Source organism: Deltaproteobacteria bacterium, from assembly GCA_012522415.1.
In the GTDB taxonomy this organism is placed as follows: domain Bacteria; phylum Desulfobacterota; class Syntrophia; order Syntrophales; family JAAYKM01; genus JAAYKM01.
In genome coordinates, this window is record JAAYKM010000105.1 from 1 (window position 1) to 26704 (window position 26704).

The 26704-nt window shown below is 49.4% G+C and carries 22 protein-coding genes and 2 other genes; 15 read left to right on the forward strand and 9 right to left on the reverse strand.

The features are described 5' to 3' along the window. The coding region (locus GX147_08620; protein NLN60749.1) for a cardiolipin synthase at window positions 1-1218 on the reverse strand (1218 nt) is incomplete at its 3' end. A 139-nt stretch (window positions 1219-1357) separates the two neighbouring features. Here GX147_08620 and GX147_08625 point away from each other — a divergent pair. Next, the gene (locus GX147_08625; protein ID NLN60750.1) at window positions 1358-1822 is read left to right on the forward strand and encodes a CBS domain-containing protein; all 465 of its coding nucleotides are present in this window, start codon (window positions 1358-1360) and stop codon (window positions 1820-1822) included. A 169-nt stretch (window positions 1823-1991) separates the two neighbouring features. Next, on the forward strand, window positions 1992-2915 hold the full coding sequence (locus GX147_08630; GenBank protein NLN60751.1) for a glycosyltransferase: 924 nt from the start codon (window positions 1992-1994) through the stop codon (window positions 2913-2915). Window positions 2916-3000: 85 nt separating this feature from the next. On the opposite strand, the gene GX147_08635 is transcribed toward GX147_08630, so the two are convergent. Continuing rightward, window positions 3001-3678 (reverse strand): DUF4412 domain-containing protein, encoded by a 678-nt coding sequence (locus GX147_08635; GenBank protein ID NLN60752.1) that lies wholly within the window; start codon window positions 3676-3678, stop codon window positions 3001-3003. A 236-nt stretch (window positions 3679-3914) separates the two neighbouring features. On the opposite strand from GX147_08635, the gene GX147_08640 reads away from it, so the two are divergent. Continuing rightward, window positions 3915-5342 carry an alginate export family protein gene (locus GX147_08640; protein NLN60753.1) on the forward strand — a complete coding sequence of 476 codons (1428 nt, stop codon included), beginning with the start codon at window positions 3915-3917 and terminating at the stop codon, window positions 5340-5342. Between the two features lie 318 nt (window positions 5343-5660). Beyond that, window positions 5661-5858 (forward strand): SAP domain-containing protein, encoded by a 198-nt coding sequence (locus GX147_08645; GenBank protein ID NLN60754.1) that lies wholly within the window; start codon window positions 5661-5663, stop codon window positions 5856-5858. A gap of 126 nt (window positions 5859-5984) precedes the next feature. After that, a complete protein-coding gene (locus GX147_08650; protein NLN60755.1) occupies window positions 5985-6329 on the forward strand; it encodes a hypothetical protein in 345 nt (114 codons plus the stop codon). Window positions 6330-6381: 52 nt separating this feature from the next. Continuing rightward, complete coding sequence (locus GX147_08655) at window positions 6382-6873, forward strand: N-acetyltransferase (GenBank protein ID NLN60756.1); 492 nt, start codon at window positions 6382-6384, stop codon at window positions 6871-6873. A gap of 277 nt (window positions 6874-7150) precedes the next feature. Then, window positions 7151-10792 (forward strand): hypothetical protein, encoded by a 3642-nt coding sequence (locus tag GX147_08660; GenBank protein NLN60757.1) that lies wholly within the window; start codon window positions 7151-7153, stop codon window positions 10790-10792. Further along, window positions 10589-10792: gene (locus GX147_08665) on the forward strand. The genes GX147_08660 and GX147_08665 overlap by 204 nt, the downstream gene beginning before the upstream one ends. Before the next feature lie 12 nt (window positions 10793-10804). Beyond that, complete coding sequence (locus GX147_08670) at window positions 10805-11398, forward strand: hypothetical protein (GenBank protein ID NLN60758.1); 594 nt, start codon at window positions 10805-10807, stop codon at window positions 11396-11398. Continuing rightward, window positions 11156-11398, forward strand: an annotated gene (locus tag GX147_08675). The genes GX147_08670 and GX147_08675 overlap by 243 nt, the downstream gene beginning before the upstream one ends. Before the next feature lie 99 nt (window positions 11399-11497). The 5 genes from GX147_08680 to GX147_08700 are packed head-to-tail and all read right to left on the reverse strand — an operon-like array spanning window position 11498 to window position 15729. Continuing rightward, window positions 11498-12493 (reverse strand): VacJ family lipoprotein, encoded by a 996-nt coding sequence (locus GX147_08680; GenBank protein NLN60759.1) that lies wholly within the window; start codon window positions 12491-12493, stop codon window positions 11498-11500. 27 nt (window positions 12494-12520) lie between these two features. Beyond that, window positions 12521-13117: an ABC transporter substrate-binding protein gene (locus GX147_08685; GenBank protein ID NLN60760.1), complete on the reverse strand. Its 597-nt coding sequence runs from the start codon at window positions 13115-13117 to the stop codon at window positions 12521-12523. 27 nt (window positions 13118-13144) lie between these two features. Next, on the reverse strand, window positions 13145-13615 hold the full coding sequence (mlaD, locus tag GX147_08690; protein ID NLN60761.1) for an outer membrane lipid asymmetry maintenance protein MlaD: 471 nt from the start codon (window positions 13613-13615) through the stop codon (window positions 13145-13147). 4 nt (window positions 13616-13619) lie between these two features. Continuing rightward, the gene (locus tag GX147_08695) at window positions 13620-14867 is read right to left on the reverse strand and encodes an ATP-binding cassette domain-containing protein (GenBank protein NLN60762.1); all 1248 of its coding nucleotides are present in this window, start codon (window positions 14865-14867) and stop codon (window positions 13620-13622) included. A gap of 4 nt (window positions 14868-14871) precedes the next feature. Then, on the reverse strand, window positions 14872-15729 hold the full coding sequence (locus tag GX147_08700) for an ABC transporter permease (protein ID NLN60763.1): 858 nt from the start codon (window positions 15727-15729) through the stop codon (window positions 14872-14874). Between the two features lie 321 nt (window positions 15730-16050). On the opposite strand from GX147_08700, the gene GX147_08705 reads away from it, so the two are divergent. The 4 genes from GX147_08705 to GX147_08720 are packed head-to-tail and all read left to right on the forward strand — an operon-like array spanning window position 16051 to window position 19495. Beyond that, a complete protein-coding gene (locus GX147_08705) occupies window positions 16051-17226 on the forward strand; it encodes a hypothetical protein (GenBank protein ID NLN60764.1) in 1176 nt (391 codons plus the stop codon). Beyond that, window positions 17223-18089, forward strand: a complete 867-nt coding sequence (locus GX147_08710; protein ID NLN60765.1) for a sugar phosphate isomerase/epimerase — start codon at window positions 17223-17225, stop codon at window positions 18087-18089. Before GX147_08705 ends, GX147_08710 begins: the two co-directional genes overlap by 4 nt. 48 nt (window positions 18090-18137) lie before the next feature. Beyond that, complete coding sequence (locus tag GX147_08715; protein ID NLN60766.1) at window positions 18138-18905, forward strand: class I SAM-dependent methyltransferase; 768 nt, start codon at window positions 18138-18140, stop codon at window positions 18903-18905. Beyond that, entirely contained in the window at window positions 18902-19495 is a 594-nt protein-coding gene (locus GX147_08720; GenBank protein NLN60767.1) for a class I SAM-dependent methyltransferase, read from the forward strand. Before GX147_08715 ends, GX147_08720 begins: the two co-directional genes overlap by 4 nt. A 10-nt stretch (window positions 19496-19505) precedes the next feature. On the opposite strand, the gene GX147_08725 is transcribed toward GX147_08720, so the two are convergent. Beyond that, window positions 19506-20414 (reverse strand): UbiA family prenyltransferase, encoded by a 909-nt coding sequence (locus GX147_08725; GenBank protein NLN60768.1) that lies wholly within the window; start codon window positions 20412-20414, stop codon window positions 19506-19508. A 285-nt stretch (window positions 20415-20699) separates the two neighbouring features. Here GX147_08725 and GX147_08730 point away from each other — a divergent pair, with 285 nt between their 5' ends. Further along, the gene (locus GX147_08730; protein ID NLN60769.1) at window positions 20700-23930 is read left to right on the forward strand and encodes a DUF748 domain-containing protein; all 3231 of its coding nucleotides are present in this window, start codon (window positions 20700-20702) and stop codon (window positions 23928-23930) included. Between the two features lie 406 nt (window positions 23931-24336). Here the strand turns inward: GX147_08730 and GX147_08735 are convergent, their stop codons facing one another. After that, entirely contained in the window at window positions 24337-26136 is a 1800-nt protein-coding gene (locus tag GX147_08735) for a carbon starvation protein A (protein ID NLN60770.1), read from the reverse strand. Window positions 26137-26704 lie beyond the last annotated feature (568 nt).

Here is a 26704-nt window from a genome sequence, read left to right on the forward strand (position 1 = left end):
GATCAGCTTTGTATGCGCGAAGGGCGCCGGCTGATAGTAAATGTCCGCGTTATGTTCGAGAAGCTCCCAAAGCATGTTTCTTGTCGCCCAATGAACAAAGGGCACGTCATTTTTCTCGGGGAGGATGATCTCCAGGTGGATCCCGCGGACAATGGCGGTTTGCAGGGCCGTGAGAATTCCTCGGGGCGGCAGAAAATAGGGGGTCATAATCCGAATGTTCCGCTGTGCTGAGGCAATGACGCCCGATAGAATCATGTAGAGTTTCCCCATCTGTTCATCCGGCCCATCGGAGATGACTCGGCAAAAACTGGTGCCCGTATCTTCCCATAGATCAGGAAAAAGGGGCAGGGTTTCGGTAGTCGTAAATAACCAGTCTTCCATAAAAACCCGTTCAATTTGGCGTGAAATCGGCCCTTGAATCATAAAATGGATATCCGTCGTCTGTCGCCCCGGAATGGCATCTTTCCCGACAAGATGCCGATCCCCGATGTTCATCCCCCCTGTAAAGGCCGTTTTTCCGTCAACCACGAGAATTTTTCTGTGGTTGCGCAAATTGAGATAGAATGTCGGAGGTATCAGCCTCGGCGGTATAAAGCGGGCAACGGTCAGTCCTCTTTTGCGGATGTTTCTGCTCGCAAGGGGCCCCAAATTGATTTCGCCTAGCCCGTCGACCAATACACGAACCATGATGCCCCGGCGATGCGCCCGTTCGAGGGCATCCATGAAACGGATACCCGTTTGATCGACATCAAAAATGTAAGTGGTCAGGTATACGGAAACACTGGCCTGATCAATCGCATCCAGCATGGCCGGGTAGGCTTCTTCCCCGTTATTCAGTAAAACCACACGGTTACCTGAACAAACCGGATAACGGGCAATCCGGTCAGAAATCTGCGCCTGCGGAATAAATTTGCCCGGCAAATCTGCAAGAGCCGTCTTAAAGGCAAGTTTCCCGGGTTTTCCCTGACGCTTTCTGTAAACGGACAACGGAATCCGGTAGTAGAGTTTTTCGGCCCGACGCTGAACCCGGTTAATCCCGAAGATATAGTAGATGAAAGGTCCTATGAAAGGAAAAATGAGGCAGACGATTATCCAGCCAAAAGCCCCTTTGGGATCGCGTTTCGTGATCAGGGCGTGACCAGCCGTAACGATACCAAAGAGGGTCATCAAAACGGTCGCCGCTATGGTTGTCACGTCCCAGATAAGATTCAGTTGCATAACCCATCTCTAAAGCAAAGTGGAGCAATTTTCCAGAAAAAACCCTAATCAACCTTGAAGGATGGAGCCAGTGAAAAAAGAGGATTGGATTTCGGCCAACATAACAGGTAGTATATGACTAAAAAAGGAGAGGGAATATATGTTGAAGGCCCAAGATATCATGACAACAGAGGTCATTACCGTTAAACCGGACACCGAAATTCTGCAGGCGGCAAGGCTCCTCCTGGATAATCATATCAACGGCCTCCCCGTCGTCGATGACCAAGGGCATTTGAAAGGTATCATCTGCCAGGCCGATCTGATTAAGCAGCAGAAAAGACTCCCTCTGCCTTCCTTTTTTGTCCTTCTGGATACACCGATTCCCCTGCATTTGCCGAAAACAATTGAAAAAGAAATCCACAGAATCACCGCCACCAAGGTAAGCGATGTCATGACACCCCAGCCCATCACAGTCAGGCCGGACTCACCTCTGGAAGATATTGCGACCCTGATGGTGAAGCACAACATCCATACCTTGATCGTCATGGATGGGAGCAGATTGGCCGGCATCATCGGCAAGGAGGATATCCTCAAAACTCTGATGCCATCAGCCCCTGAAAAGTGAATACTGAAAGAAAAGAAAGCCGAATACGGGCCATGTACGATACCGTTTTGCCGGAGGCGCAAAACAATTCCCGTTGCACCTTCTGTCGCTCGTGATATTCAAAAGCACCCGCATCGGGAGAAATGTCCGGATGTCGGGCCAGAAAAACACATCTTAATTGGAGATTTCCATGAACCACCGCATCGCCGTCATCATCCCCTGTTATAACGAAGCAGGCGCCATCGCCGGGGTTGTCTCGGATTTTCGGAAAGCATTACCTGAAAGCGTCATATATGTTTACGACAACAATTCAAGTGATGATACCTGTTTTGCAGCAGAGCAGGCGGGGGCCGTTGTCCGCCATGAATTACGTCAGGGAAAGGGCTATGTCATTTCGAGGGCCTTTGCGGATATCGATGCGGATATTTACCTGATGGTTGATGGGGACGGGACCTACGATGCCTCCGCGGCGCCGGCCATGGTCCGGTTTCTCGTCGAAAACAAACTGGACATGGTCGTCGGCACCCGTCAGGCCAATCGTTCAGGTAAGGTCTATCCAAAAGGACACCGCTTCGGAAACCGGATGCTGACGTCGACGATCAACGTTCTGTTCCGAAACCATTTATCCGATGTTCTTTCCGGTTATCGGGTGTTCTCCCGCCGTTTCATCAAATCGTTCCCGACACTGGCCCAGGGTTTTGAAATCGAGGTCAAGCTGACGATTTATGCGTTGGAGATGCAACTCGGATGTGCGGAAGTCCCCACCCGTTATGGAGAAAGAGCAGAGGGAACCGTCAGTAAATTGAATACGTATCGTGACGGGTGCCGCATCTTGTACACGATTCTCTCCCTCTTCAAGGAAATTCGTCCCTTTGTTTTTTTTGGAATCATCAGTGCCATTCTGGGGTTTACCTCTATCGGTCTGGCGATTCCCATATTGAACGAATACCTGGCTACCGGTCTGGTACCGCGCTTCCCCACAGCTATTTTATCAACCGGCATCATGCTGGCCGCAGCAATCAGTCTCAACTGCGGGATTATCCTGGAAACGGTGACGGCCAAGGCCCGGGAACAGAAAAGACTGGTTTATCTCGGTCACCCATGGAAGGACTGACATTGTCTCCGTCCGTGATCCTCACAAAACACCGTCCAGTCTCAAGAAGACGGGGGTGCCTTACCAGCCGACTCAATCCTGTTTCCTATCCTTCTTCAGGCAGATCCTTCATCATTTCCTTTATTTTTTCGATATTGTCCATCCCCGGGTATCTTCCGGCTCCGGTCATGAGTTCCATCGTGCTTCCTGCTCTCCTGTAATCCGCCGGAACTTCGAACATGGCTTCCGTTGCCGCGCCCAACTTTATATCCTTCAGCTCCATGACCATTCTTCCGCCCCCGTGTTCCACCTCCGGAACGTCAACCTCATGGCGTATGGCCAGACCGCCTAAATCCGTCGCTTCCCAAACAGTCCCGCGATACTTCTCGTCGGGTCTATCCTTTTTGTACATGATGATATCGTACTTGATACACGGATGCCCATTCAGAGTCTCTTTCCCGGTTTTCGTTTTCTCAACCGTCACCCCGGGATCGTCCATCTCAGGTACCTGCTCCTGTTTTTCCTGCTCAAAGTAAGTCCTGTTTATGGTCGACATCATCACAATTTTATTTGATCCCGTTTCAGTAAACATCACGACCCCGTTCATCATCGGGTTCTCAACCCGGCTCTTTGCACCCATTTTCGCTATCGGCATTTCAACACCCATAGTCGCAATCTTTGCCGTATAGTTGTCCGGCAGGGTGCCCTTTTCGGACGTACAGCCGAGAAAAAAAACAACCAGAACCAGGGTCCCAAGCCACGTCCGGCATATCTTCTTTTCCACCTTTCTTCCCTCCCTTTCATCGCCATGATTTGCATGAATTCAGCGTCGTTACATACCATTTCCATGGTACGTTTCCAATCGGAATTTAACCCTTTCCGTCTGATAAAGATGGGTTTTCGTAAATTTGACTACCGTGGGGACATGATTTTTTCCCGACCGCAAATTATACCTTGAATATATATTGCTTTTTTAATAAGCTCGGCGAAATTTTTTAATTTTCATGAGGAGGATAGCCCATGGTTAAAAAGTGTCTAAGTGTATTGTGTCTGTTCCTTTTTGCCCTGCTTGTCTATGCCGACATCGCGCCGGCGGAAATCAAGGCGGATTACGGTGGCAGCCTGAGGCTCAGACAGGAATACTGGGAAAATGTCATTGATCTGGAGACCTTAAAGGCGCCGGATCGGGATTTTTTCCGCCTCAGAACGTCACTCTGGGGAAAAGTTGATTTCAATCCCAACATAGGGATTTATACCAGAGTCACCAATGAAGCCAGGTATTACCTCGGTAACTTCAAGCCTTTTGAAATTGCCCCTGGAAGGCCGGGTTATGAAACCTCGGACAGCGATCGATTCGATGAAGACGAACTCATTATAGATAACCTCTATCTCGATGTAAAAAATATTTTCGGTCTCCCTCTGGATCTCCGAATCGGGCGTCAGGATTTTCTGGGCCAGTATGGGGAGGGATTCGTTATCCTTGACGGCACACCGGGAGACGGTTCCCGCACATTTTACTTCAATGCGGCAAAGGCGACTCTCAAATTACACAAAAATCACTCCGTGGACTTCATTTACATATACAACCGCCAAATAGATGATCTCCTGCCGTCTTTATACCCGGCAAGATCAGATTATTTGGCAGGTTATTATCGTAACAGAAAAGTCCTGAATGTTTCCGATGAAAGAGGCTATGTCGTTTACGGAAAGAGTAAACTAAACGATTACTTCAGCATTGAACCCTATTTCATCCGCAAGGAGGAAGACAGTGTAGGCAGGTACGGACACAGGGCTCCGGGCCCCAAGTCGGAGCTGCACCTGAATACCTATGGGGGACGGGTCGTTTTCACGGCCGCGAACTGGAAAATTCGCGGGGAATACGCCCGCCAGTACGGTGAATATGACGACCATGGCAAGGATCGGGATCGGGAAGGAGACGGTGGTTACATTTTCATCGGACAAAAGTATGCTGAACTGCCCTTCAAACCGGAATGGGAACTGGGTTATATCTATCTTTCCGGTGATGAGCGCGGCACCTCGTCGAAGCATGAAGGGTGGAATCCCCTCTTTTCCCGCGCCCCCTCATGGAATGAGATCCTCGTCTACCCCATGGTGTATGAATCGATGCCGGATGCCGGCGCCATCCCCGCTTACTGGACCAATCTTCGGCTTTACAAATTGGGCATGAAGCTTAATCTGGCAAAAACGACAAATCTGGCTCTTTCCTACCAGTACTTGAGGGCAGTCGAGAAAACCAACATTTCATCTCCCGTGTTTTCAAACGATTCCAAGGAAAGAGGCCATATCGGCACCCTTTTGCTGGCTCACTCTTTTACCAAACAGATCGACGGGTTTCTTCAGATAGAGTACTTCGCTCCCGGTGCTTTCTACGGTCACGATGCTGAAGATGCGATTTTCGCGCGCTGGCAGTTACAATTCAGATTTTAGTCGGTTCGTTTCGAAAGGGCTCCTCACCGTATGGAAAGGGGAGCCCTTTTTAAAAAATATTTTCAGCAGCAGGCGACTCTATCCAATCTTTCTTATTGATTTTTGATTCTTTCTGAGTGAAAATCAGGACAAATTCCCTTCAAAATATCAAACTGACACATTTCTTGAACTCATTGAAAAACGCAATCCCCCAAGGATACTCTTGGTTCATTGCATGGGGCAACAAAAGAACGGTTATCAACAGGCTTTGTCCGAGACAGCTACATTGTATGACGAATCCGTGACCATCTTTCCGGTATGGAAGAAAGGAGTAGAGAAATGAAAATGGCGAAAATCAGGGAAATCGCCAAACAGTGGCATGTCAGTACCCGTGTCGGGAGAACAAAGAAGGAAATCATCCAGGAAATTCAGGTCAGAGAAGGGTTCACACCCTGTTTCGGCACCCGGGATACCTGTGGTGAGTGGAGTTGTCTCTGGATGGAGGATTGTCTGCCCAAGAAAAAAGGAATAAAATAATTTGACACAACCTTGTCTCCTTGCGGGAAAATCAGACAAAGATTATCTGGTCACGCAGAATCATTCACACACAGAAAAACCGCCGGACGAAAGGTCAAGAACCGTTGTTCCACAGGGAGGTGTATTATGAAGTCGGTCAGATTCGAAGTTAAAAATTATCAAATTACGATGGGCCCGGATTTGGCTTCCATCGAAAGCGGTCGAGATGTGAAAGTCTGCGCCATCATTGGCTGTTATGGAAACGAATACAAACTCATGATCAATTTTGTCTCCGAAAACGAAGGCCAGCCGAAAGCCATTTACGATGCGGAAAAGAAAACGGGTGCTATTTATGTGCCCATATCCCGTATGTCCCAATATGTGGATATGCTCAGGAATGAAAAACCCATTTACGCACAGTTAAATGACAGGGTGGAATGGATTACCCTGGGAACCGGCCACGAACCCATCGGTGAAGGTGAGCGGAAATGATGTTTCCGGAGAGCCTGGAATTGATCTAAAAACCCTTTGATCGGGGAGGCTGATGACTGCAAAATTGGGTCCCGTATCCATGGCGGATCGAAAGGCAATTATCGATATTTTCAATCACTACGCCCAAACAAATCCTGCCGCCTTTTCCGATCGACCTCTCCCCTATGAATCGTTCGAAACAGTCCTGAGCAAATGCAAAGGATTTCCAACCGTAACGGCGAAAAACGAGCAGGGGAAAGTGATTGGGTTCGGGTTTCTCCATGCCTACAATTCCTTTCCAGTCTTTTCCGGAACCGCGGAAATCTCCTATTTTATTACATCCCAGTGGACCGGAAGGGGAATTGGAACGATGATGCTTGATTATCTTTGCCGAAAAGCAAAAGCAAAGGGAATTGAAACAATACTGGCCAGTATCTCTTCCTTAAACGAACAGAGTCTCCGGTTTCATCAACGCCGGGGTTTTCGGCAATGCGGTTGTTTCAGTCGGGTCGGGCGAAAAGGGGATACCCATTTTAATATCATCTATATGCAGAAGTTTTTATAACCCTTCTTCTTACGGCAGCGCGGCGGGACTCGCCGAATGCAAAAACAATTTTTATCGAGGTCCTATCGGGATACAAGACAACATGTCCCTGCGGCGTCTCTTTTCACAGAGCCCGCTGCATCCCGTGTTTGACATGATTGTTCTTTTTCCTTATAGTCGTTTGGCAATGCGGTAAAATGGGTGGGGTATGGACCATGGGGGCATCATACTGGCTGCTTTCCGATAGAATACTATCAAACTCTCTTCCTTAAAATAATCTTAAACCAATGGAATTATTATGCTGACTAAAGGAACGACCAACGACGACAGATATCAAATACGTCTGGCACATCCGGATTATCAGGGTAAAGGTGCGTTCTCCTGGCCGAACGGCAGTCGCTTCGAAGGGGATTTTGTAGACGGCAGAATCGAAGGACATGGCATTTTTTACTGGCCGGATGGAAGCAGTTTTCGGGGGGAATGGCATGAAGATTTACCCCATGGCAGAGGCGTCTATACATCCCCTGATGGAACATTGTATGAATTGGAATGGGATCGAGGAAAAGTCCGGAAGGAAACAACCCCTTTCCCCTCCAGCACATCTCCTGCACGGCGAGATGATTCTGCCCCTTCTTTCCTGCCGGGATCCGAGGAAGCGAAAAAAATAATCGATGAGTTGAGAGCTGTTCTTGCGAATACGGAAACCAGGTACGAAGCTGAAAAGGAAGCCAGGGAAAAGGCCGAAGAAGAGGCGAAAGAAGCGTCGGAACTGTTGAATCGCCATCTCATAGACCAAGAAAACAGACTGAGGGAACTCGAACAGAGCCAGCAAACCGTCGAAGAATTGACTGGGAAACTGTCCGATGAAAAAAACAGACGGGAACAGGCAGAGGAAAGCCAACGTACTCTCGACAAAGTGAGGCAACGCCTGGAAGAAGAAGAGGAAAAACGAAAGGAGGCGGAAGCGGCCCAACAGGTTGCGGCCCGGGATTCACAAAATGCCTTGTCAGAATTGACTGAACGTTTGGCATTGGCCGAAGAAGCCCAAAAAAAACTGGAGGAAGACCGGCGCCTCGCGGAGGAAAAGGCCAAGACTATCGAGGAAGAACTGAACCTGAAACTGAGGGAAGAATCAGAAAAACGCAGTGAAGAGGAACAAATCAGGCTTCGCATCGAGGAAGAAAAAAAACAAACGGCCCAGGAATTGACGCAGCGTCTTCATCAGGAGGCAGAAAAGCGTAAGGCTGTTGAAGAAGAGAAACAAAAAACGGAGGAATCGCTTCAAGGACGGCTGGCTGAAGAAGTTGAAAAAAGAAAGACCGAAGAAAGTTTAAGAATGGCATCCACTGAGGAAGCCAGGAAAAGAATCGAAGAACTGCTCGCTCGTTTAAACGAGGAAGAAAACAAAAGGCATGGTGAAGAACAGGCGCGGCAGCAGGCCGAAAGCGAGTCGTACCGCGCCATGGAGGATTTGAGGGCAAGGCTGGGTGAGGAAGAAGAACGACGGAAACGTGAAGAGTATGCGCGACAAAAGGCCGAGGATGAAACAAGGCAACTTGCCGAAGATCTCCAGAATAAAATTTTAGAACTCGAAGCAAGGAGTAAAGAGAAAACGGAGATCGGAAATCAAGCGGAAGAATCGGCCAGGGCCAGGATCGAAGAGTTGCTGGAGCAACTGTCAGAGGCGGAAGAAAAATACAAAACAGAGGAAATCGCGCGACAAAAGGCCGAGGAAGAGGCCAGGCAGAAATCGGAAGAACTGTATCGTCAGCTTGCGGATATGCAGGAGGAAATGGAGACCACTGACGAAAATCGACGGCAGCTCCTGGAAGAGGAAGCAAGAAGAAAAGCCGAAGATTATTTGAAAAATAGAATTGAGGAAATAAACCGTCAACTGGCAGAGGAACAGGAAAAACGACGCAACGAAGCAAATGCGAGAGAAAAGGTCGAAAAAGAGGCCCGACAAAAAATAGAGAATCTTACCGCACTTTTGGAAGAGGCAAAGAACAGGAAAGATATTGAAGAGGACAACCGGAAAAAGGCTGAGGAAGAGGCAAAAAGCATTGCCAAAGAATTGAATGCCCGGTTGGCGGACGAGGAAGCACATCACAGACTTGCCGGAGAGTCATTTGCCCGGCGGGAAAAAGAATTGGAAGAAAAACTGGAGGAATTGAACGAGAGACTCGTTGCAGAAGAAACGAAAAGCCTTGCAGAAGAAAAAACGAGACAGGTTGCCGAAGAAAAACTGAAACAAATTACGATGGATTTCACCGAACGTCTCACGGAAGAACAATCCAGAAGAAAAGAGGAAGAAAACGCCCGTCTGAAAGCCGAAGCGGAACTGATCCAGCAAAACGAGCGATATAGCCAGTATCTGTCAGATAAAGAACTGGAAGAAAAGAATCGGCTTTTAACAGAAACGGAGACCAAGCGCATTATCGAGGAACTGGAAAACCTGCTGGCCAAAGAAGAAGAAAAGGGAAGTCGCGCCGAAGAAGCCTGTCGTATTTTGGAAGAAGAAATGAAGCGGACACAGCAGGATTGTATGAACCGCATTTCAGAAATGGAATCGTTGCTCAGTGCCGAGGAAAAATCCCGCAAACAAGCCGAAGAGGAATCACGGGAAAGAGCCGGCGAACTGGCGCAATACATTGCTGAAGTGGAAAAGAATCAAAAACGCATCGAAGAACACAGGGAATCTGTTGAGGAAAGCAACCGAATCATCGCCGAGTTGACAAGCGGGATGGAGCAGGAAAAAACGAATCTTTTGCTTGAAATCGATGCGATACAAAAACGTGCCGAAGATGCGAGGCAAAAAGGTATCGAACTGGAGAAACGGCTTCTGGAAGAGGAGCAAAAACGCCTCGCCTTGGAAAGGGAAGCCAAACAAAAAACCGAAGATCTGACGCGCCGTCTCAATGAGGAAGCGGAAAAACGCAAAGCGGAGGAGCAGGCGCGACAGAAAGCCGAGGAGAAGACCAAGGAACTTCTTGAAAATCAGGCCATATTGACTTCGAAAACACCCGGCCCGGTTATGGCGGAATTTGCACTCCAGGATCAGTCCGAGCAATCTGTTGACTCCGAGGCCATGAAAAAAGCCGAGGAGGAATTCCGAAGAAGAGCGGAAGAGGAGGCAAAGCGGCTGGCAGCTGAGGACGCGAAGCTGAGGATCGAAGAGGAAATTCAGCATCGAATCGAGGAACAGTTAAAGAAAAAAGCCGAGGAAGCCAGACTCAGCATAGAGCCGGACGGCATGACCGACCGGAAAAGAAAAACGGCAACCGCTAAGGGTAAAGCCAAAGGCGGTCAGGGGCATGTCAAAAAGACCTATCCAAACGGCAACATCTATGTCGGTGAAACGGCCAACGATCTGCCTAACGGCCAGGGTATCATGAATTTTACCGACGGTTCAAGATATGTGGGACAATGGTTGAATGGGAAACGAAACGGCCATGGCATTCTTAATCATGCAGATGGATCGAGTTATGTCGGCCAGTGGAAATCGGACAAAAGGGAGGGGAACGGCACGATGACCATGGCCAACGGCCGGAAGTATATCGGTGATTGGTACAACGACCAGGCGGACGGCCAGGGTTCGGAATCCTTCCCGGACGGTATGCGTTACAACGGGCGTTACCGGGGCGGTAAATTTAACGGCCAGGGTTTTCTGATCCTGCCGGACGGGAAAAAGTATACCGGAGAATTTCAGAACGGATTGTCCAACGGCAAGGGGGTCATGGAATATCCCAACGGGGATCGTTATGAAGGAGAATTCCGGAACAACAAATTCCACGGTTTGGGCACCCTGACGTTGGTTGACGGGAGAAAATATACCGGTCAACTGGAAAACGGCCTTCCCCATGGTAACGGTGTGATGGTGCTTGCCGACGGCAAGAGACTGGCAGGTGAATTTAGAAACGGTAAATATCTCGAGGTGTAGATTGGTGACACCATGCTGAATAAAAATCTCGTTTTAAGTAAATCGCAACAGGATGTACAGGGACAAGGACCCGTTAATTTTCAGTGGGTTGAAAGCTTTATTAACGGGGAAGCCTCTTCCGCCTTCCCGGATGGATCCTCCTATAACGGATCTTTGAAAGAGGGGCGCTTCCACGGCACGGGTACCTTCGTCTGGGCGGACGGGAGCCGTTACGAGGGGCAATGGGCAAGCGATTTGCCCGAGGGAGAAGGCGTCTTGCTCCTCTCAGACGGCTACCGTTATGAAGGGCAGTGGCAGGCAGGATGCCCCGAAGGAGAAGGAACCGAAACCCTTCCCAACGGCGGGCGTTACCAGGGCCGATGGATTAAAGGTGTGAAGTCCGGATCAGGTGAGTTCAACTATCCCAACGGTCAAAGGTACAATGGCCAATGGGAAGACGGACTATGCCACGGCCACGGCGTTCTGGTTTTTTCCGACGGGTCTCAATACGAAGGAGAATGGCGCGAAAACAACATGTTCGGAACCGGTGTATTGAGTTTTGCGGACGGCAAAAAGTGCCGCGGCGAATGGGTGAATGAAGAATTCAAAATTATTGAAATGCTATAATGTGATATGACCCGTTCCGGGGTACCTTATCGCCGACCACCCGTGTGTTTGGAACCGCATCACTCCCGTATTGTAAAAGACCGCTTTCCCGCGTTGAGGCTATTCGGTGGGTTGTTCTTCAGGAACCGGATTCCAGAGTTTCTGCCTTTTCTTCTCGATTTTTTGGTGACGGTATTGGACATAGGCATCCCGGGTTGCGATATAGGGATCTATGGCTGCACCGACCAGGGCCTCGTAATCGCCGATTCTAAGCGAGGTGTCATTGAGAATCTCATAGCCCCTTATTCCTGTGGACACGTACCAGGGATTAATATATGAGACAGGATAAAGAAAGTACTCACCCACGAAACCAAAGGTCTCTCGCGGACTTGAAGGCCCGAGGAATGGCCAAACGATATAGACGCCCTGCCCGATCCCCCATAGACCAAAGGTCTGCCCCAGATCTGTATCCTGTTTTGGGAGATTGATACCTTCCATGGAGGCCAGGTCCATGAACCCGGCGATACCCCAAATCGAGTTAATGAAAAAACGGCCTGATTCAATGGCTGTTCCGTTAAAATCCGCCTGCAAAAGCGAACTGACAAAACGGATGGGAAACGCAAGATTGGTGAAGAAATTTTTGACGCTGACCCGCATCACTTTCGGTAGAATTTTGTTGTATCCGGTTGCAACGGGTTTCAACACCCAGAAATAAAGTTTGTCATTGAAGAGAAACATGGCTCGATTGAAGGGTTCAATCGGATCGGAAATGTGCGGACCACCGGTACGGCTTTGTTCTTCACCAGAAATGTCAAAATCATCTTCATATTCGAAGTCGTCTTCAAAATCCTCGGCAATCCATACGGGATCCGCAACTCGCACCCCTTCATGAACGGTACCGGGCAAGACCGTTTCCTCAGGAAAAGCATCTTCTCCGGACGGTGGGAGCGATTCTGTCATGCCGTCGGTGATATGGACAGTTATCTCGGCATGAGGTGATTCCTCAGCATGCAGGGCCGGGGAAAAAGGAAAGAAGGGAAGGCATGCGACAACCAGAGCAATCCCGATAATACTGAAACCCCTATATCTCGTTATGCGCGTCAGGCGTAACTTCATAACCACGGCTCCTGTCAGGAAGAACGGCTATTTTTGATCTTTTACTTTTTTTCGCAGGATTTCCAACAATTTATCCGGTGTCTGTTTGGAAAGGATGTCATTGAACTGGGTGCGGTAATTCTGGACAAGACTCACATTTTCAATCACCACATCATAGACTTTCCAGTTCTCATCGACCAGCAGCAGGCGATAGTTAATCGGAACATTTCCTTCGGGCCTGTTGATACGCGTGTATACCTCTGCCGTGGTGGGAGTCAGCATCGATTCCTTATCGAAGGATATCTTCTCGTCCTGGTAGGCAAGGATACGTTCCACATAGGTGTTTTCGAGAATCTGATGGAACAGATGAACAAATTCCGTCTTCTGCTCTGCAGTCAGTTTCCTCCAGTTTCGGGACAGGGATCGCTTCGCGAGTTCCACTTCGTCAAACATATCGAAATACAGACGGCGCAACTTTTCTTTCTTCAATTCTTTCTTGGCCGGGCTTTTCAGATCGGGGTCGCGCAGGACATTCAATACTTTATTCACATTGAGCTTTAGGGTCTCAAGGGGAACACCTGCATAAGAAGATGAACACAGCAAAACAATGACCAGAATAATGGAGAAAACGATATTCCTTTTCATAGCCACCTCGTCGTCAATTCATTAACGCTATTCTAAAGATTTCAGATCGCTTTGAACGTCCCCAAAAGCGTATTTACCAATTAAATCAGAAATTTCGACTGCCGGCTGCGTTTCCGTGATGGTTCCGTCGGCAGCAAGCACGGCTCCGCCGCCCCCAGGATCGATGCTTAAATAGCAATCTCCGATCAGACCCTCAGTTTTAATGGAAGCGATTGCGTCATCATAAATCATCATTTCGTTTTTTATCCTGAACTCCACCACGGCCTTCAAATCCTCCTGATCAATCTTCATAGACTCGACACGGCCCACTTCCATCCCAAGCATTTTAACAGGGCTCCCGATCCTTAACCCGGATACGGAAGTGAATTTTGCGTTCAACGGATATGAATCGCTCCCAAACAAGTCCACATGACCCAGTTTTACCGTCATATAGCCAATCAGGATAAGCCCCAAAAAAACGAAGATACCGACGCTCGTTTCCATGGCAAATTTTTTCATGAGATCACTCCTTTGCGGGACAAGATAAACGGGAGATTTCTTTCTGATCCTCTGCGGCCGCCTCGACAACAGATTCCACATTCATGAATGGTCGCCCCTGTGCGAGGCCAACCAGGACGGCAAAATCCGTACAGCCTTCCAGGTTCGAATTGTCACTTTCGTCGTCTTTTATTATGGTATCAATACCATATTCCGACAGATTCATGACGAAATTTTTCAAAATATCCCGGGCTTCCACCAGATCCGTATAAGGCAGGACGGTCACAAACCGATGAACGCTATAACGGGTGGAAAAACCACCGAGAGGGCCAAAGTGTTTATCGATAAAGATGCCAAGGCGCTGCACGATCATTTGAGCATATTCGTGGCCAAGTTTATTAATCACCGTATCCAAAGATTGGAGGGTAACCATGATCAGAGCATACACATCATCTTCACGATCCTGTTTCATTCCAGCGCGATACAAAACCTTGAAACGTCGGCGTGATGAAAGACCGGTCAACTCCGCTTGCAATCCTTCAAGGCTTCGTATGACTTCATCATTGAAGGGATGATCGAAATCCTCAAGTTCTTCAGGGGTACCCTGAAAAACGATTTTTTTGTCATAAAGGGCAAGAATCCGGTTAGAAATAAAATATACGTCGGGTATCTCATGGCTGACAAGAATGGCCGTAAACCCGAATTTACGCTGATATTGGGCAATCATGCTTAAAATAGCATTTTTGCGTATCGGGTCCTGTCCCGAAGTAGGTTCGTCAAAGAGGACAATCTTGGGGTCCATAATCAGCGCACGAGCCAAAGCAACCCTTTTCTGCATGCCCCCGGACAGTTCAGACGGGAATTTATAGCGGGAATCGACCAGATCGGTCTGTTCCAGCCTGGCGAGAGCACGTTTTTCAATTTCAGTCCTGGTCATGTTTGTTGTTTCCAGCAGGGGAAGGGAGACATTTTCCAGGATATTCATGGAATCGAAAAGGGCGTTGTTTTGAAACATATAACTTATCTCGCCCGGGGCAAAAGAAACGTGATGTCCTTTAGCGCTCCGTAATGGACGCCCCCGAAAGAGAATCGTGCCCTCTTCAGGTTTGAGCAAGCCAATGATATGTTTCAACAGGACACTCTTGCCGCTGCCGCTGAGTCCGATAATGGTCGTAACTTCACCTTCGTAGATTTTTAAATTAACCTGATCCAGAACGGTCTTCGTGCCGAAACGCTTGGTTACCTGTTGAAATTCAATTAGCGGCGTATCCATGGAATCACTGAATCAAAAGAGAAGTAACAACATAATCGGACAAGAGGATCAACACACAGGAAAGAACGACGGCGGAGGTGGTGGATAACCCCACGGCCTTAGCCCCATGACTGTCCGAGCGCATATGGGCAAAATAACCCTGGAAACAGCAAACAGTGGCGACGATTACGGCAAACACTATGGATTTGATAAACCCGTCCGTTATATCCTTTGATGTCAGGCTGGACTGAACACGATAAAAGTAAGTGTTCGAGGTGATCCCGAGAACGATCGCAACGGATACATAGCCACCAATGATACCAAGCACATCAAAAAGAGCCGTCAGGATGGGAAAACTGATCACCGCCGCCGCAATTCGGGGACTGATCAAATATTTTAGCGGATCAATCCGCATGGTATCCAACGCGTCGATCTGTTCGGAAATCCTCTGAATGCCTATTTCCGCGGTAATGGCGGAACCCGCCCGGGCCGTGATCATGATCGCCGTCAAAACAGGACCCAACTCCCTCACCAGAGAAAGGGCCACGAGTGTTCCCAAAGCTCCCTCTGCTCCGAACTTGACCAAGGCATAGTATGACTGGAGCCCCAGAACCATGCCCGTAAAGAGTCCCACCAGCAGAATGATCATGGTGGATTTTGCGCCGATATAATAGAGCTGCTGGACAATTTTAATGAACTGTTTTTTCTGGAATATTTTCAGGATGGCAAGAACCAGGAAAATGGCCGCCGCACCCAGGTTTTTGATCCAAAATATCGCCAAACGGCCTGTGGCGGCAAATGGTTCCAGCAGAAACCTGATTGCGTTTACAAGCACATTATTCTGCGATCCTTGATTCATATTCGTAAAAAGGGCCATAAGCATCATCCCCCGTTTAACGACATGACCATCATCCAAGAGAATTTCTTCCCATTACCTTCCCGACGACCAGATGACATGTCCTCATATCAGGCATTCCATCGGGAAGTCAATATCAGAATATCCTGCACAATCTCCTCACCGGTTACCTTTTAACATGAGACACAGGATGACCATCACTATTCTGATTTCTTTCAAAGTATGGGTTCCCTTGCCTTCCGTCTCATCTCGTTGAGGAAATGAATTTGCAAAACCACCGCTTTCATGTACAGATATGAAAAACTGAATTCGTGGCATCCGTGAAGCCTCTGAAAGGATATGGTTTACATGATAATGAAACCCCCTCTTCTCCTTGTAGCCGGCGCAAAAGGTGCCGTCGGCACCACGGTGGCGGCGGCGATTGCCGCCATGAACGACTCCTTCGAAAACATCCGGCCCTGGTTGATCACGGCCGATTGGGCCAATCCGGAAATCCTTCGAAAAGCCGCTTTTGCGGGATGGGATTTATCGGACAATCCAATGAGTCACCGTATCAGCCTTCAGGGCATTCTACTTCCCGAATATTTCGGCGATTACGTATCGGCACTGGATGCGATGGATGTGCGCAGGCCTCCCGCTGAAAAGACGGTTTGGCGGCATCACATAGAGGCGCTGTCTCAGGATATCCGTGAGCTGGTCAATGCCAACCCATTCCACCAGCCAATTCTTATCAATCTTTTACCTGCTTGCGCTGTGAAGAATCTGGAAGCCTGTCGAACTCTGGAAGAGATTTACCAGAAACACAATCCCGTCGATTTCCCGGACCTGGCCTATTTAATGGCTGCCATGGCTTGCAGGGTTCCCATAGTGAATTTTACCTCCAATGCCGTCGAATGCCCCCTCGTCCTGCAAGAGGCGAAGAAGGTCGGGATTCCTGTTTGCGGAAGAGACGGCAAGACAGGACAAACTTATCTCAAAATGGTGATTGCGTCTGCCTTAAAGGCGCGAAAGCTTCCCGTTGAGGGTTGGTACAGCCTGAACATTCTGGGCAACGAAGACGGGCGGAACCTTTCCAACCCAGAAAAAGCATCAGGCAAACTGGCCAACAAAACGGATTTTCTTGACGAAATTTTGGGTTACCCGGTGGGTGAACGACGATACGGACAATCCACCCACAAGGTATCCATCGAATATTACCCGCCGCGCGGTGACCAAAAGGAATCCTGGGATGTCATCGACTTTACAGGCCTGTTCCGTATGCCCATGACTATCAGGCTCAACATGCAGCTCCGCGATTCGATTCTGGCGGCACCCATGATTATCGATCTGGCCATATGGATGAACGCGCTGTCGGGTATGGGGCGTACCGGTTTGGTGACGGAATTGGCGTTTTACTTCAAGAAGGCGATCGCCCCTGCATCTCCAATCGCTTTTCAGGACCAAATCGAGGCGCTTCGACAATTACAGCAAGATGTCATAAACGATTCATTTAAGAAAGAAAAAACAGGAGAAACCCTGACATGAAACTCGGTTACAGCACAAACGCCTTTGTCCGTGGATCTCTGTTCGACGCGGTCGATGACATTGCCGAACTCGGCTTCGGCGGGATTGAAATCATGGGTGACCGTCCTCACCTCTATCCGCCGGACTGGAGTGAAAACAGTCTTCAGAAGCTGAAGGAAAGGATAAACGAAACCGGTCTGAAAATAACAAACATCAACAGTTTCACCCTGTTTGCCGTAGGCGATACGTATCTGCCTTCCTGGATTGAACAGGATCGGCAAAGGCGTGAAATCAGAATACAGCACACCCTGCAGAGTTTACGTGTGGCGGCGAAACTCGGCTGTACGAACATTTCAGTGCCCCCGGGCGGTCCCCTGACAGGCATGAACCATTCTGAAGCGATCAGACTTTTCCACGGCGGACTGGAAAGGGTTGTTCCCTTGGCAGAAGCACTGGAAGTCAAGATTCTTATCGAGCCGGAACCGGATCTGCTGATGGAAAACACAAGCCAATTCCTGGATTTCATCAGCGACGTCCGATCCACGTGGGTTGGCGTCAATTTCGATATCGGTCATTTCTTTTGTGCCGGCGAAGACCCGGCTGAGAGCTTCCGTAGGCTCCTTCCCTGGATCGGCCATGTCCATATAGAAGATATTGGAGCGGATCGGCGTCATCACCATTTGATCCCGGGGGAAGGGGCCATCCACTTCGAATCGGTGCTGCGGATGATCCGAGAAACCGGATATGAGGGTGACATCAGCCTGGAGCTCTATACCTATGCGGATAAACCCGTTGAGGCCGGGAGAAGAAGCCTCGCCCACCTGCTACCGATTTTGGCCAAGGCGGAATTCAACACAGCGGACATCCTGTTGAAAAACGGATAACGGGATAGGCGTTTTCCAAATTCATTTTTCCCATGGGAGAATTTTATTTTGAATTCACAGCAAAAGGATCTGGATAAAAAAACAGCATTCTTTGGGTACCGCAAAATAAAGGCCTCGGAAAAAGCCGGTCATGTTCTCAGGCATTTCAATTCTATTGCCGATAAATATGATTTCATGAACACCCTGCTCAGTCTGGGAATTCACTATCTGTGGAAACGTTCCGCCGTAAAAGCCGCCCGGTTAAAAAAAAACGGGATGGTCATCGACCTATGTGGCGGCACGGCGGATTTGGCCGTCCTGGCAGCCAAACGCCTGGGGCATGGCAGCCTAATCGTCGTCTATGACATCAATTTGCAAATGATGAAACAGGGCATACCCAAGATCGCCAAGGCAGGTTTTTCAAAACGGATTGGCTGTGTTCAAGGTGACGCCGAAGACATCGCCTTTCCATCACAACTCTTCGATGGGGCAATGATTGGTTTTGGCATCCGCAATGTAACGGATATGGGAAGATGCCTGCGGGAAATTAACCGAATACTCAAACCGGGGGGCAGCTTCATGTGCCTGGAATTTTCTCTACCGGTCAATCCCTGCTTTCGTTTCCTTTACGACATCTACTCCTTTCATATCATGCCGTATGTCGGTCAATTGCTGGCCGGCACCCGCAACGCCTACCTCCATCTGCCAGAATCCATCCGCATGTTCCCTTCACCGGATGATTTTTCACGGATTATTTCGGCAGCGGGGTTCATCCAGGTCCAGTATAAACGGCTAACCAACGGCATTGCCGTCATCTATACAGGCGTAAAACCATGAAACTCAACTGGGCGGAACGGATGGCGGTGAACAATCCGCTGCGGCCCCTTCAGCAGCGTCTGGAAATGAGCTGGTACCGTAAACGAATCAAATTGCCGGAGGAAGCGCATATTCTGGAAATCGGCTGCGGCCGGGGAGCGGGAGCCCTTCTGATCAAGCGCGTGTTCCGTCCGGATCATATCTATGCCATGGATCTCGATATAGACATGGTCCAAAAATCCGGGTCCTATCTAAAGCCGGCCCAACGGGAAGGAATTTCCTTTTTGGTCGGCGACGCCACCGCTCTCCCCTTTGGTGACCTGGTGATGGACGCCGTTTTCGGCTTTGGTGTTCTCCATCATATTCCGGATTGGCAGGCCGCTATGGATGAGATCGTCCGGGTTCTGAAGAAGGGGGGAATTTATTGCTTCGAGGAGCTTTACCCGCCATTATACCGAAACTTCATAACCCGCCACATCCTCCTCCATCCGCTGGAAAATCGATTCGATAGCGAAACGCTGAAAAAGACGATGGCCGCCTCAGGCCTCGTCATGGGAAATTACCTGGAAAGTCGCCATTTGGAAATACTGGGATACGCAACCAAGCGATAAGACATGGTATTTATTTAAACAGCAGACCGATTACAAAACAGGCAAGCAGCGCCAGGGGATAGTAGCTTGCACGGTTGAAGAGACTGAGAGCCCTGTCCGTCTCCTGCGAACGATAAAGACGGATCGCCGGTAGGAGCAGAAGGAAAAAACCACATACCCCGGCGGCCGCCAAAAGAAACCCGCTGAAGGGGGCGGGAAACATGGAAAACAAAACGAAACCCAAGCCATATGTCATACACAAGGAAAAGACAATGATCCGCACCGATGTTCGGATGCCAAAACGAACCGGTATGGTTTTCGCTCCCAGTTTCCTGTCCCCTTCCAGATCGGACAAGTCGTTGGGCACATTTTGACCTCCGATTTCCCAAAAAAAGAAAAAAAGGAACATTTGGAGTAAAAAAAGACCCGGTGGATCGGCATTAACCGCAAAAACAGCGGCCACGGGTCCCGATGACTTAACGAAGCCGCTGACAATGCTCCGTAACCAGGTGATTTTGAGGAGAAAACAGTAGACGACTTCGAGAAAAGCGGCGCAAATAAAAATAACCAGACAAAAAGGATTGAGGGACCAGGCGCCGATGAGGGCCAACGTAGCCCAGAAAAGCGCCCAAACCACCGCCTGACCGTAAGGGATCAACCCCTTGGCAAGGGGATGACGCACAAACAGGCCGTCCAAATCCTGAACGGTTCTTTCGGTGGTGTCATTGTGCCGCCCCTGCAGGTCGACACGAAAATCGACAATATCATTCAGGGAATAAACAGCCGTGTACCCCGCAAAAGCGGTGATAAAACCTACAAACACGATGTGCCAGGAGGGAACGGAACCCAGGCAGAACAGAGCGGCAAGAGCCGGGGAAGCCAGGTCGATGAGGGCGTGAGGCGTGCGGGAAAGGGCCAGGAAGTAATTCAACCGCCTCATGAGAGAAGATTCTGTTCTCGCCTGGGTGTTCAAATCGTAGTGGCTCCGAAGAGGATGATACGGCATCAAGCCAGTCCGCTATTTCATAAATGATTTCAACCTCCGAAACAACCAGAAAAGACCGGCCCAATATATTATTCATTGCGGTATATGACAAAACTCTCCTCCACCGGCTGGAACGAATCATTATTTGTTGCATCATCTTCGTGCTGATGGTTAATATTTCAGCAACAATCAAATTTTATCGATAACATGAACATTCCGTTTAACAGGGGCTATATGCGAATGAAACTTCGTCGAAAGAAAATATTCCTTGCGGTCTCGCTGTTGGCGTTTGTTTTTTTTGCAGGTGCCCTCACGGCCCTTACACTGAAAAAACATTACCCTCTGGATAACTACAGGGATGACATCCTTATGGAAATGCGGAAAACCCTGAACCGCGACGTCCATTATGAAAAAGGGGGATTCTCGTTACGCCGCGGCCCTGCCTTCACCTTCGATCACGTGATTATAAACGAACCGGGCGACAAGGCCGCCCCCCCCCTGATGACGGCTGAACGAATCTCCATCCGCCTTGCACTCACGCCCCTCCTCTTCAAAGAGATTGCCATCAGGGACATTGTACTGGAAAAACCGGGTATCCATTTGCAACGCTATCGGGACGGGACTTTCAACATCAGCGACCTTCTTGCGGAGCAAAAGGGGCGGCGCTTTCGATTGAAAGCGCTCCGCATAAAGGAAGGAACCGTATGCATACAAGATGAATTCGTTCAGGATTTATCGATAACGCACACCATTTTCGATATTGATTTTTACATCTCCAACCTGACAAGAGGCAAAAACAGCAGATTTTATCTCTCTGCTTTCATCAACAATCCATCAAAGGATGGTGAGGTAAAACTAAGGGGTGCGCTCAGGTTATCGCCCAAGGATAAACCCCTGCTCGATAGCGTGGCCTCCGTCCGTGTCATCACCAGAAATCTAGATGCGGAACGGTATTGGGGTTATTACCGGCAATACGTGCCTTTTGAAAAGATCCGCGGACGTTTGAATATCGACTCCAGTTTCAGTGGAAAGTTCGACGAATTCGAATCGGAAGGCAGAATGTCCGTTGAAGATCTGCACTTTAAATATCCCGAAGTATTTCGAACAGAACTTGCGCCCCGGAAGGCTCAGTTGAAATACCATTTGGCCGTCGATACCCGGGATGTGAAAATCGAAAACATCGATATCCGGATCGACGGCTTTCATGCACGAGGGAGCTGTTCCATTCTCGATATTCCCGGCGGTGATCCCCGTATCGTTGCGCATGCCGTCACGGCCCCTTTTAAACTCGAGGGATATCGACAGTACATTCCCTTCGGTGTTATTTACGACGATGCGGCAGAATTCATCGAGACGAAAATCAAGGCCGGAACCTTCCGATTGGACGATGGACACCTGGATGGACGCGTAAGTCAAATTGCACGCATGGAAGAAAAGGACAACTGCCGGGTGCTTTCCATCCATGGATCTGTGATCGAAGGCGGTCTGTTGCAGTGGAATGATCGGACACCCGCCTTCAGCGGAATCAGGGGGAAGCTTGTTCTGAAAGGAAAGGACTTTCTTCTCCAGAATATGTCGGGAAAATTCGGAACGTCGCCCTTTACGCTGAACGGATCAATTACGGATTATTGTCTCACAACCCCGGTTTCCTATCCATTTTCCATGGTCATATCCCCTCAGAAAAGCGAAATCGCCTGGCTCCTGGGCAAACAGACGGAGGACATGTTGGAATATTCAGGGAAATCCGCACTGAACCTGAACGGACACGGCCTCATCAGTGATTACCAATTATCCGGCAACTGGGATCTGAAGGATGCCGACTATGCGTACAAAAACATGATCCATAAGCCGCGGAGTAAGGACAACAGGATGACTTTCTCCTGTCGCATCAGCGAGACGGGCCTCCGTGCAGACTTGCTGAATTACGACCTCGCCCCGATGTTCCTCAGGTTGTCGGGACAATACGACTGGGGGAATAATGAGAAACTGGCCGCTAAAATTGATTCCAACCGATTCCAGATTGAACACGTCATCGAGCACTTACCGGCCTTGCAAGAGTATCGACCCACGGGAATGGCCCAAATCAATATCGCAGGAAAAGGCAACACCACCAATCCACTTCAGTGGCTCTGGTCGGGCCAGGTTTCTCTGAGTGGCGCGTCCCTGATGCCCGCAAAAGATATGCAGCCTCTCAGCCGTATCAGCGGACACCTTTACCTCAAAGGCAATAATCTGGAAACATCCATGATCAAGGCGCAGATCGGAACATCCTCCATAACCGGGAAAGGGATGATCAACAATTTTTCCAACCCGCTCTTTCGGGCAGAATTTTCCTGTCCAGAGCTCAATCTGGCCGACTTTGACTTGACAACACCTGAACCGAAGAAACAACTGACAAATATCAGGGGTGATTTTTCATGGCATGGGGGCATCCTGGAAATCCATTCCATGTCCGGATATATCGCGGAGACACCGCTCAACCTGTCAGGAAGGATATCGGATTTGGCAAGGCCGGTCATGGCATTGAACCTCGAATCATCCGATCTGAAAATCGATGACGTGTTGCCCCTGGTCCAGGTTCGCAAATTAAACCCCGACGGGAAACCCAAATCATCGCCATCGGTGAAAATCAACCTTGCGGCCAACCGGGCAACGTGGAATGATTTTTCGTTTACGAAGCTCCGATCGAATATGGATTACGAAAATAACCTGCTCAGGATTTTGCAAACCGATTTGTCGGCCTTAAATGGCCATGTAACAGCCAGCGGCACGGTGGCTTTCGCCGATGATCTGCCCCGGTACAGTGCAGCTTTCCATGGCGAAAAAATATCTGCGCAAGAACTTGCGAAAATCTTCGACTGGCAAGGCTATACCATCACAGGAGCCCTCAACATTGAAGGCACATTGAGCGCCCGGGGCAACACGATGGTGGACCTGAAAAAAACGGCTTCGGGTGGAATCAAGTTGAAGATTACAAAAGGTATGCTCCGGCAGTTTCCCGCCCTGTCAAAGATTTTTTCCATCCTGAATGTATCACAACTCTTCAAATTTCAGCTGCCCGACATGGTTTCCGGTGGTATGCCCTATAACAAAATCAGCGGTAACCTTGATTTTCGTGACGGTTTCGTATCGACCACGGATTTATTTGTGAAAAGCGATGCCATGAACATCGCCGTTGTCGGCGAAATTGACATGATCCGGGAGGAAATAGACAGCACAATCGGGATCCAACCCCTGAAGACGGTCGACAAAGTGGTCAGAAGCATCCCGATTGTGGGCTGGATCATCACGGGAAAGGAAGGAACGTTTGTCACAACCTACTTTGAAGCAAAAGGCAAACTGACCGATCCGTCTATAACCGCGGTCCCCCTCCAGTCCATGGCGACGGGTGTTTTTGATATATTCAAACGGGTATTCCAACTCCCGGTGAAGATATTCACCAATACAGGAGAAGTGTTGATCGGGAGATAAGACGAGGCGATCCTGCCGTTTGCAGCCTCTGGCGCCCTGTCATCCCTTGCCCGGTTAAAGTTTTTCCGGACATCTGCCGATATATGTATCGAAACGAGTCATCTGCGGTGCACGTGCTTCAGTCACAAAACTGGAATCGAACGAGAAAGAAACCGCAGAGCCTATTGGCGCGAGGCGCCCGATTCGAAGGCTAAGAAAAAGTTGATGAGATTCTTCAGTCTTCTGGCAACACGGCATATGCGGAGACCGTTTCGAATAAAATCAGCACCCCTTCATGGCAGGATGCCGGGAGGGGTGTTTCACCGTCACCCTCCTCACAACTTCATCCGTATTAAAAAACTCTTGCCATTTTGCAAAAATTTCAACCGGGCCGGCCCCCCGTCTTTCCTCGCTCCGCCATGGGGGACTAATGAATTATCTCACGGCCGTCGTTCATCCCGATGGGCTGTTCCGTTCGAAACAATTTCAGCCATACCCGCACGTTATCCACAATGATAATCACGACGAGAATCAGGATGGCCAGGCTCAGCCAGGCGTTGAGCATCTGGCCTTTGCCCAGGTAGATCTGGATATTCATGACGCCGGCGGCAAAGGTTGTGACCGTGATCAGGAAACAGGGAATCAGGGTGATGAGGGCGTAAACCTTTTTCCTGCCGATCCGCAGGATGATCGTCGTACCGATAGCCAAAGCGAGAGCGGAAAGGGTCTGATTCGTGGCACCGAACATGGGCCAGATAGAGGAAATATCACCGGTATAAAGCAGATAGCCCCAAGCCATCGATACGAGAGCGCTCGTGACAACGGTGCCGGGCATCCAGTCTTTCCGGCTCAGTGGTTTGTAAACGTAACCGAGAACATCCTGCAATATGTAGCGAGCCACCCGGGTTCCGGCGTCAATGGTGGTCAGTATGAAGAGGGCCTCGAACATGATGATGAACTGGAACCAATACTTCATGGTGTGACGGAGACCTTCGCTGATATTCGCGAAGATATGCGACATGCCTACCGCCAGTGAGATGGCCCCTCCCGGGCGGTGAGCGACGTCCAGCCCAATCAGTTGATTGAGGACCGGCAGATCGACGATCTGCGTATTCAGTTTCTGAAAGATTTCCGGGGACGTATTGATGGCGTAATAATCTCCGGGCATGAGGGTCACCGCGGCAAGCAGGGACATGACGGCTACGAAGGATTCCGTCAGCATGGCACCGTAGCTGATTAAGGGAATTTCCGTTTCACGCTCCAGCATTTTCGGCGTTGTCCCTGAACCGATCAGGGCATGAAAGCCCGAAATAGCACCGCAGGCTATCGTGATGAATACGTAGGGCCACCAGGGACCGGGAATGATCGGGCCGCCGCCCGATATGAACTCTGTCGTAAAGGGCATTTTGATGGCTGGATTGACGAAAAAAAGCCCGACGGCCAGGGTAACGACCACGCCGATTTTCATGAAACTGCTCAGATAATCACGCGGAGCAAGGAGTAACCAAACCGGAATGGCAGCCGCGCTGAAACCGTACAGAGGCAGGAGGATCGACATCTGCCTTTTGTCGAAGGTGAACCAAGAGGCGATAGCGGAATCAGCGATGTATGGACCCATAAAAACCGCCATACAAACCATGGTAACACCGGCGATGGAGCCGGACAGAATAGCACCCGGTCTGATCCTGAACATATACACCCCGATGACCATTGCAATCGGGATCGTCATGACGATGGAAAAGCTTCCCCAGGGGTTGTTGAACAGGGAGTTGACGACGGCCACGGCGAGCCCGGCCAAGGCACAGATAATGATAAATAAGATCACCACAGCCGTCACCGCGCCGCTGATCCGGCTGACATCCCTCTCCGCAATAACGGACAGGGACTGCCCATTGTGACGGTAGGAGGCAAACAGGATAATCATGTCATGAACACAACCCCCGAAAACGGAGCCCAATAATATCCAGATAAAACCAGGCCCCCAGCCATACTGGGCAGCCAGGACCGGTCCGATCATGGGCCCCGCGCCGGCGATGGCGGCAAAATGGTGTCCGAAGACCACCCACTTGTTGGTGGGAACGTAATTCTGGCCGTCATTGCAGGAAACGGAGGGGGCAACATTGCGGTCGTCCAACATCAGGACTTTGGCTGAAATGAAAGCGGCGTAATAACGGTAGGCCAGGGCAAAGACGCATAGGCTGCCGATTAACAGATACAATGCATTCATGAAAAATGATCCCCTTTTACCCGTGCAGGATGATCGTCGCTTTTCATTTTCGATGATTTTTTATTCGGATCGTACGTATCAGTTTATGGGCGGAATATCCAGAAGGAGATTGGTTTTAACCCGATACCTTCTGTGTAAAAATGTACAATGGTCCCATACGGGTCACAGGGATCCGCCCTCGGAAAACCATAAGGGGCGGCGCCGGGAACGGAGAGATGACTCTTTTTTCACCGTGCCGAAGAGATAACCCATCTCCCTCCCCTCTTTTCGTCTAATCATTTCATCGAACCGTTTTAATCTTTCTTTCAACTGAACGGGTTCATGGGGGATAAAATATTGTTCCTCTTGCCACCCGCCATATCTATTCCTTCGTATATCCAGCCACTTACAAGATTATCAAAACAGAACACCCACTTGGCACGATCATTTCATATATAAAGGCAAAAGCAATCATGAAAATAAAAATAAGAAAAGGGAGGACAAAAACCATGAAAAAAACATTGCAAACACTAATCGTCGCGACTTTCGTCGTACTCATCACGGCAACATTCGGATTCGCAGAATATGC

What these genes read in the sequence shown, in the direction of transcription:
- GX147_08625 (NLN60750.1), top strand. Translation starts at nt 1,358, where the DNA reads ATGTTGAAGGCCCAAGATATCATGACAACAGAGGTCATTACCGTTAAA.
- GX147_08630 (NLN60751.1), top strand. Translation starts at nt 1,992, where the DNA reads ATGAACCACCGCATCGCCGTCATCATCCCCTGTTATAACGAAGCAGGC.
- GX147_08640 (NLN60753.1), top strand. Translation starts at nt 3,915, where the DNA reads ATGGTTAAAAAGTGTCTAAGTGTATTGTGTCTGTTCCTTTTTGCCCTG.
- GX147_08645 (NLN60754.1), top strand. Translation starts at nt 5,661, where the DNA reads ATGAAAATGGCGAAAATCAGGGAAATCGCCAAACAGTGGCATGTCAGT.
- GX147_08650 (NLN60755.1), top strand. Translation starts at nt 5,985, where the DNA reads ATGAAGTCGGTCAGATTCGAAGTTAAAAATTATCAAATTACGATGGGC.
- GX147_08655 (NLN60756.1), top strand. Translation starts at nt 6,382, where the DNA reads ATGACTGCAAAATTGGGTCCCGTATCCATGGCGGATCGAAAGGCAATT.
- GX147_08660 (NLN60757.1), top strand. Translation starts at nt 7,151, where the DNA reads ATGCTGACTAAAGGAACGACCAACGACGACAGATATCAAATACGTCTG.
- GX147_08670 (NLN60758.1), top strand. Translation starts at nt 10,805, where the DNA reads ATGCTGAATAAAAATCTCGTTTTAAGTAAATCGCAACAGGATGTACAG.
- GX147_08680 (NLN60759.1), bottom strand. Translation starts at nt 12,493, where the DNA reads ATGAAGTTACGCCTGACGCGCATAACGAGATATAGGGGTTTCAGTATT.
- GX147_08685 (NLN60760.1), bottom strand. Translation starts at nt 13,117, where the DNA reads ATGAAAAGGAATATCGTTTTCTCCATTATTCTGGTCATTGTTTTGCTG.
- mlaD (NLN60761.1), bottom strand. Translation starts at nt 13,615, where the DNA reads ATGAAAAAATTTGCCATGGAAACGAGCGTCGGTATCTTCGTTTTTTTG.
- GX147_08695 (NLN60762.1), bottom strand. Translation starts at nt 14,867, where the DNA reads ATGGATACGCCGCTAATTGAATTTCAACAGGTAACCAAGCGTTTCGGC.
- GX147_08700 (NLN60763.1), bottom strand. Translation starts at nt 15,729, where the DNA reads ATGCTTATGGCCCTTTTTACGAATATGAATCAAGGATCGCAGAATAAT.
- GX147_08705 (NLN60764.1), top strand. Translation starts at nt 16,051, where the DNA reads ATGATAATGAAACCCCCTCTTCTCCTTGTAGCCGGCGCAAAAGGTGCC.
- GX147_08710 (NLN60765.1), top strand. Translation starts at nt 17,223, where the DNA reads ATGAAACTCGGTTACAGCACAAACGCCTTTGTCCGTGGATCTCTGTTC.
- GX147_08720 (NLN60767.1), top strand. Translation starts at nt 18,902, where the DNA reads ATGAAACTCAACTGGGCGGAACGGATGGCGGTGAACAATCCGCTGCGG.
- GX147_08725 (NLN60768.1), bottom strand. Translation starts at nt 20,414, where the DNA reads ATGAGGCGGTTGAATTACTTCCTGGCCCTTTCCCGCACGCCTCACGCC.
- GX147_08730 (NLN60769.1), top strand. Translation starts at nt 20,700, where the DNA reads ATGAAACTTCGTCGAAAGAAAATATTCCTTGCGGTCTCGCTGTTGGCG.
- GX147_08735 (NLN60770.1), bottom strand. Translation starts at nt 26,136, where the DNA reads ATGAATGCATTGTATCTGTTAATCGGCAGCCTATGCGTCTTTGCCCTG.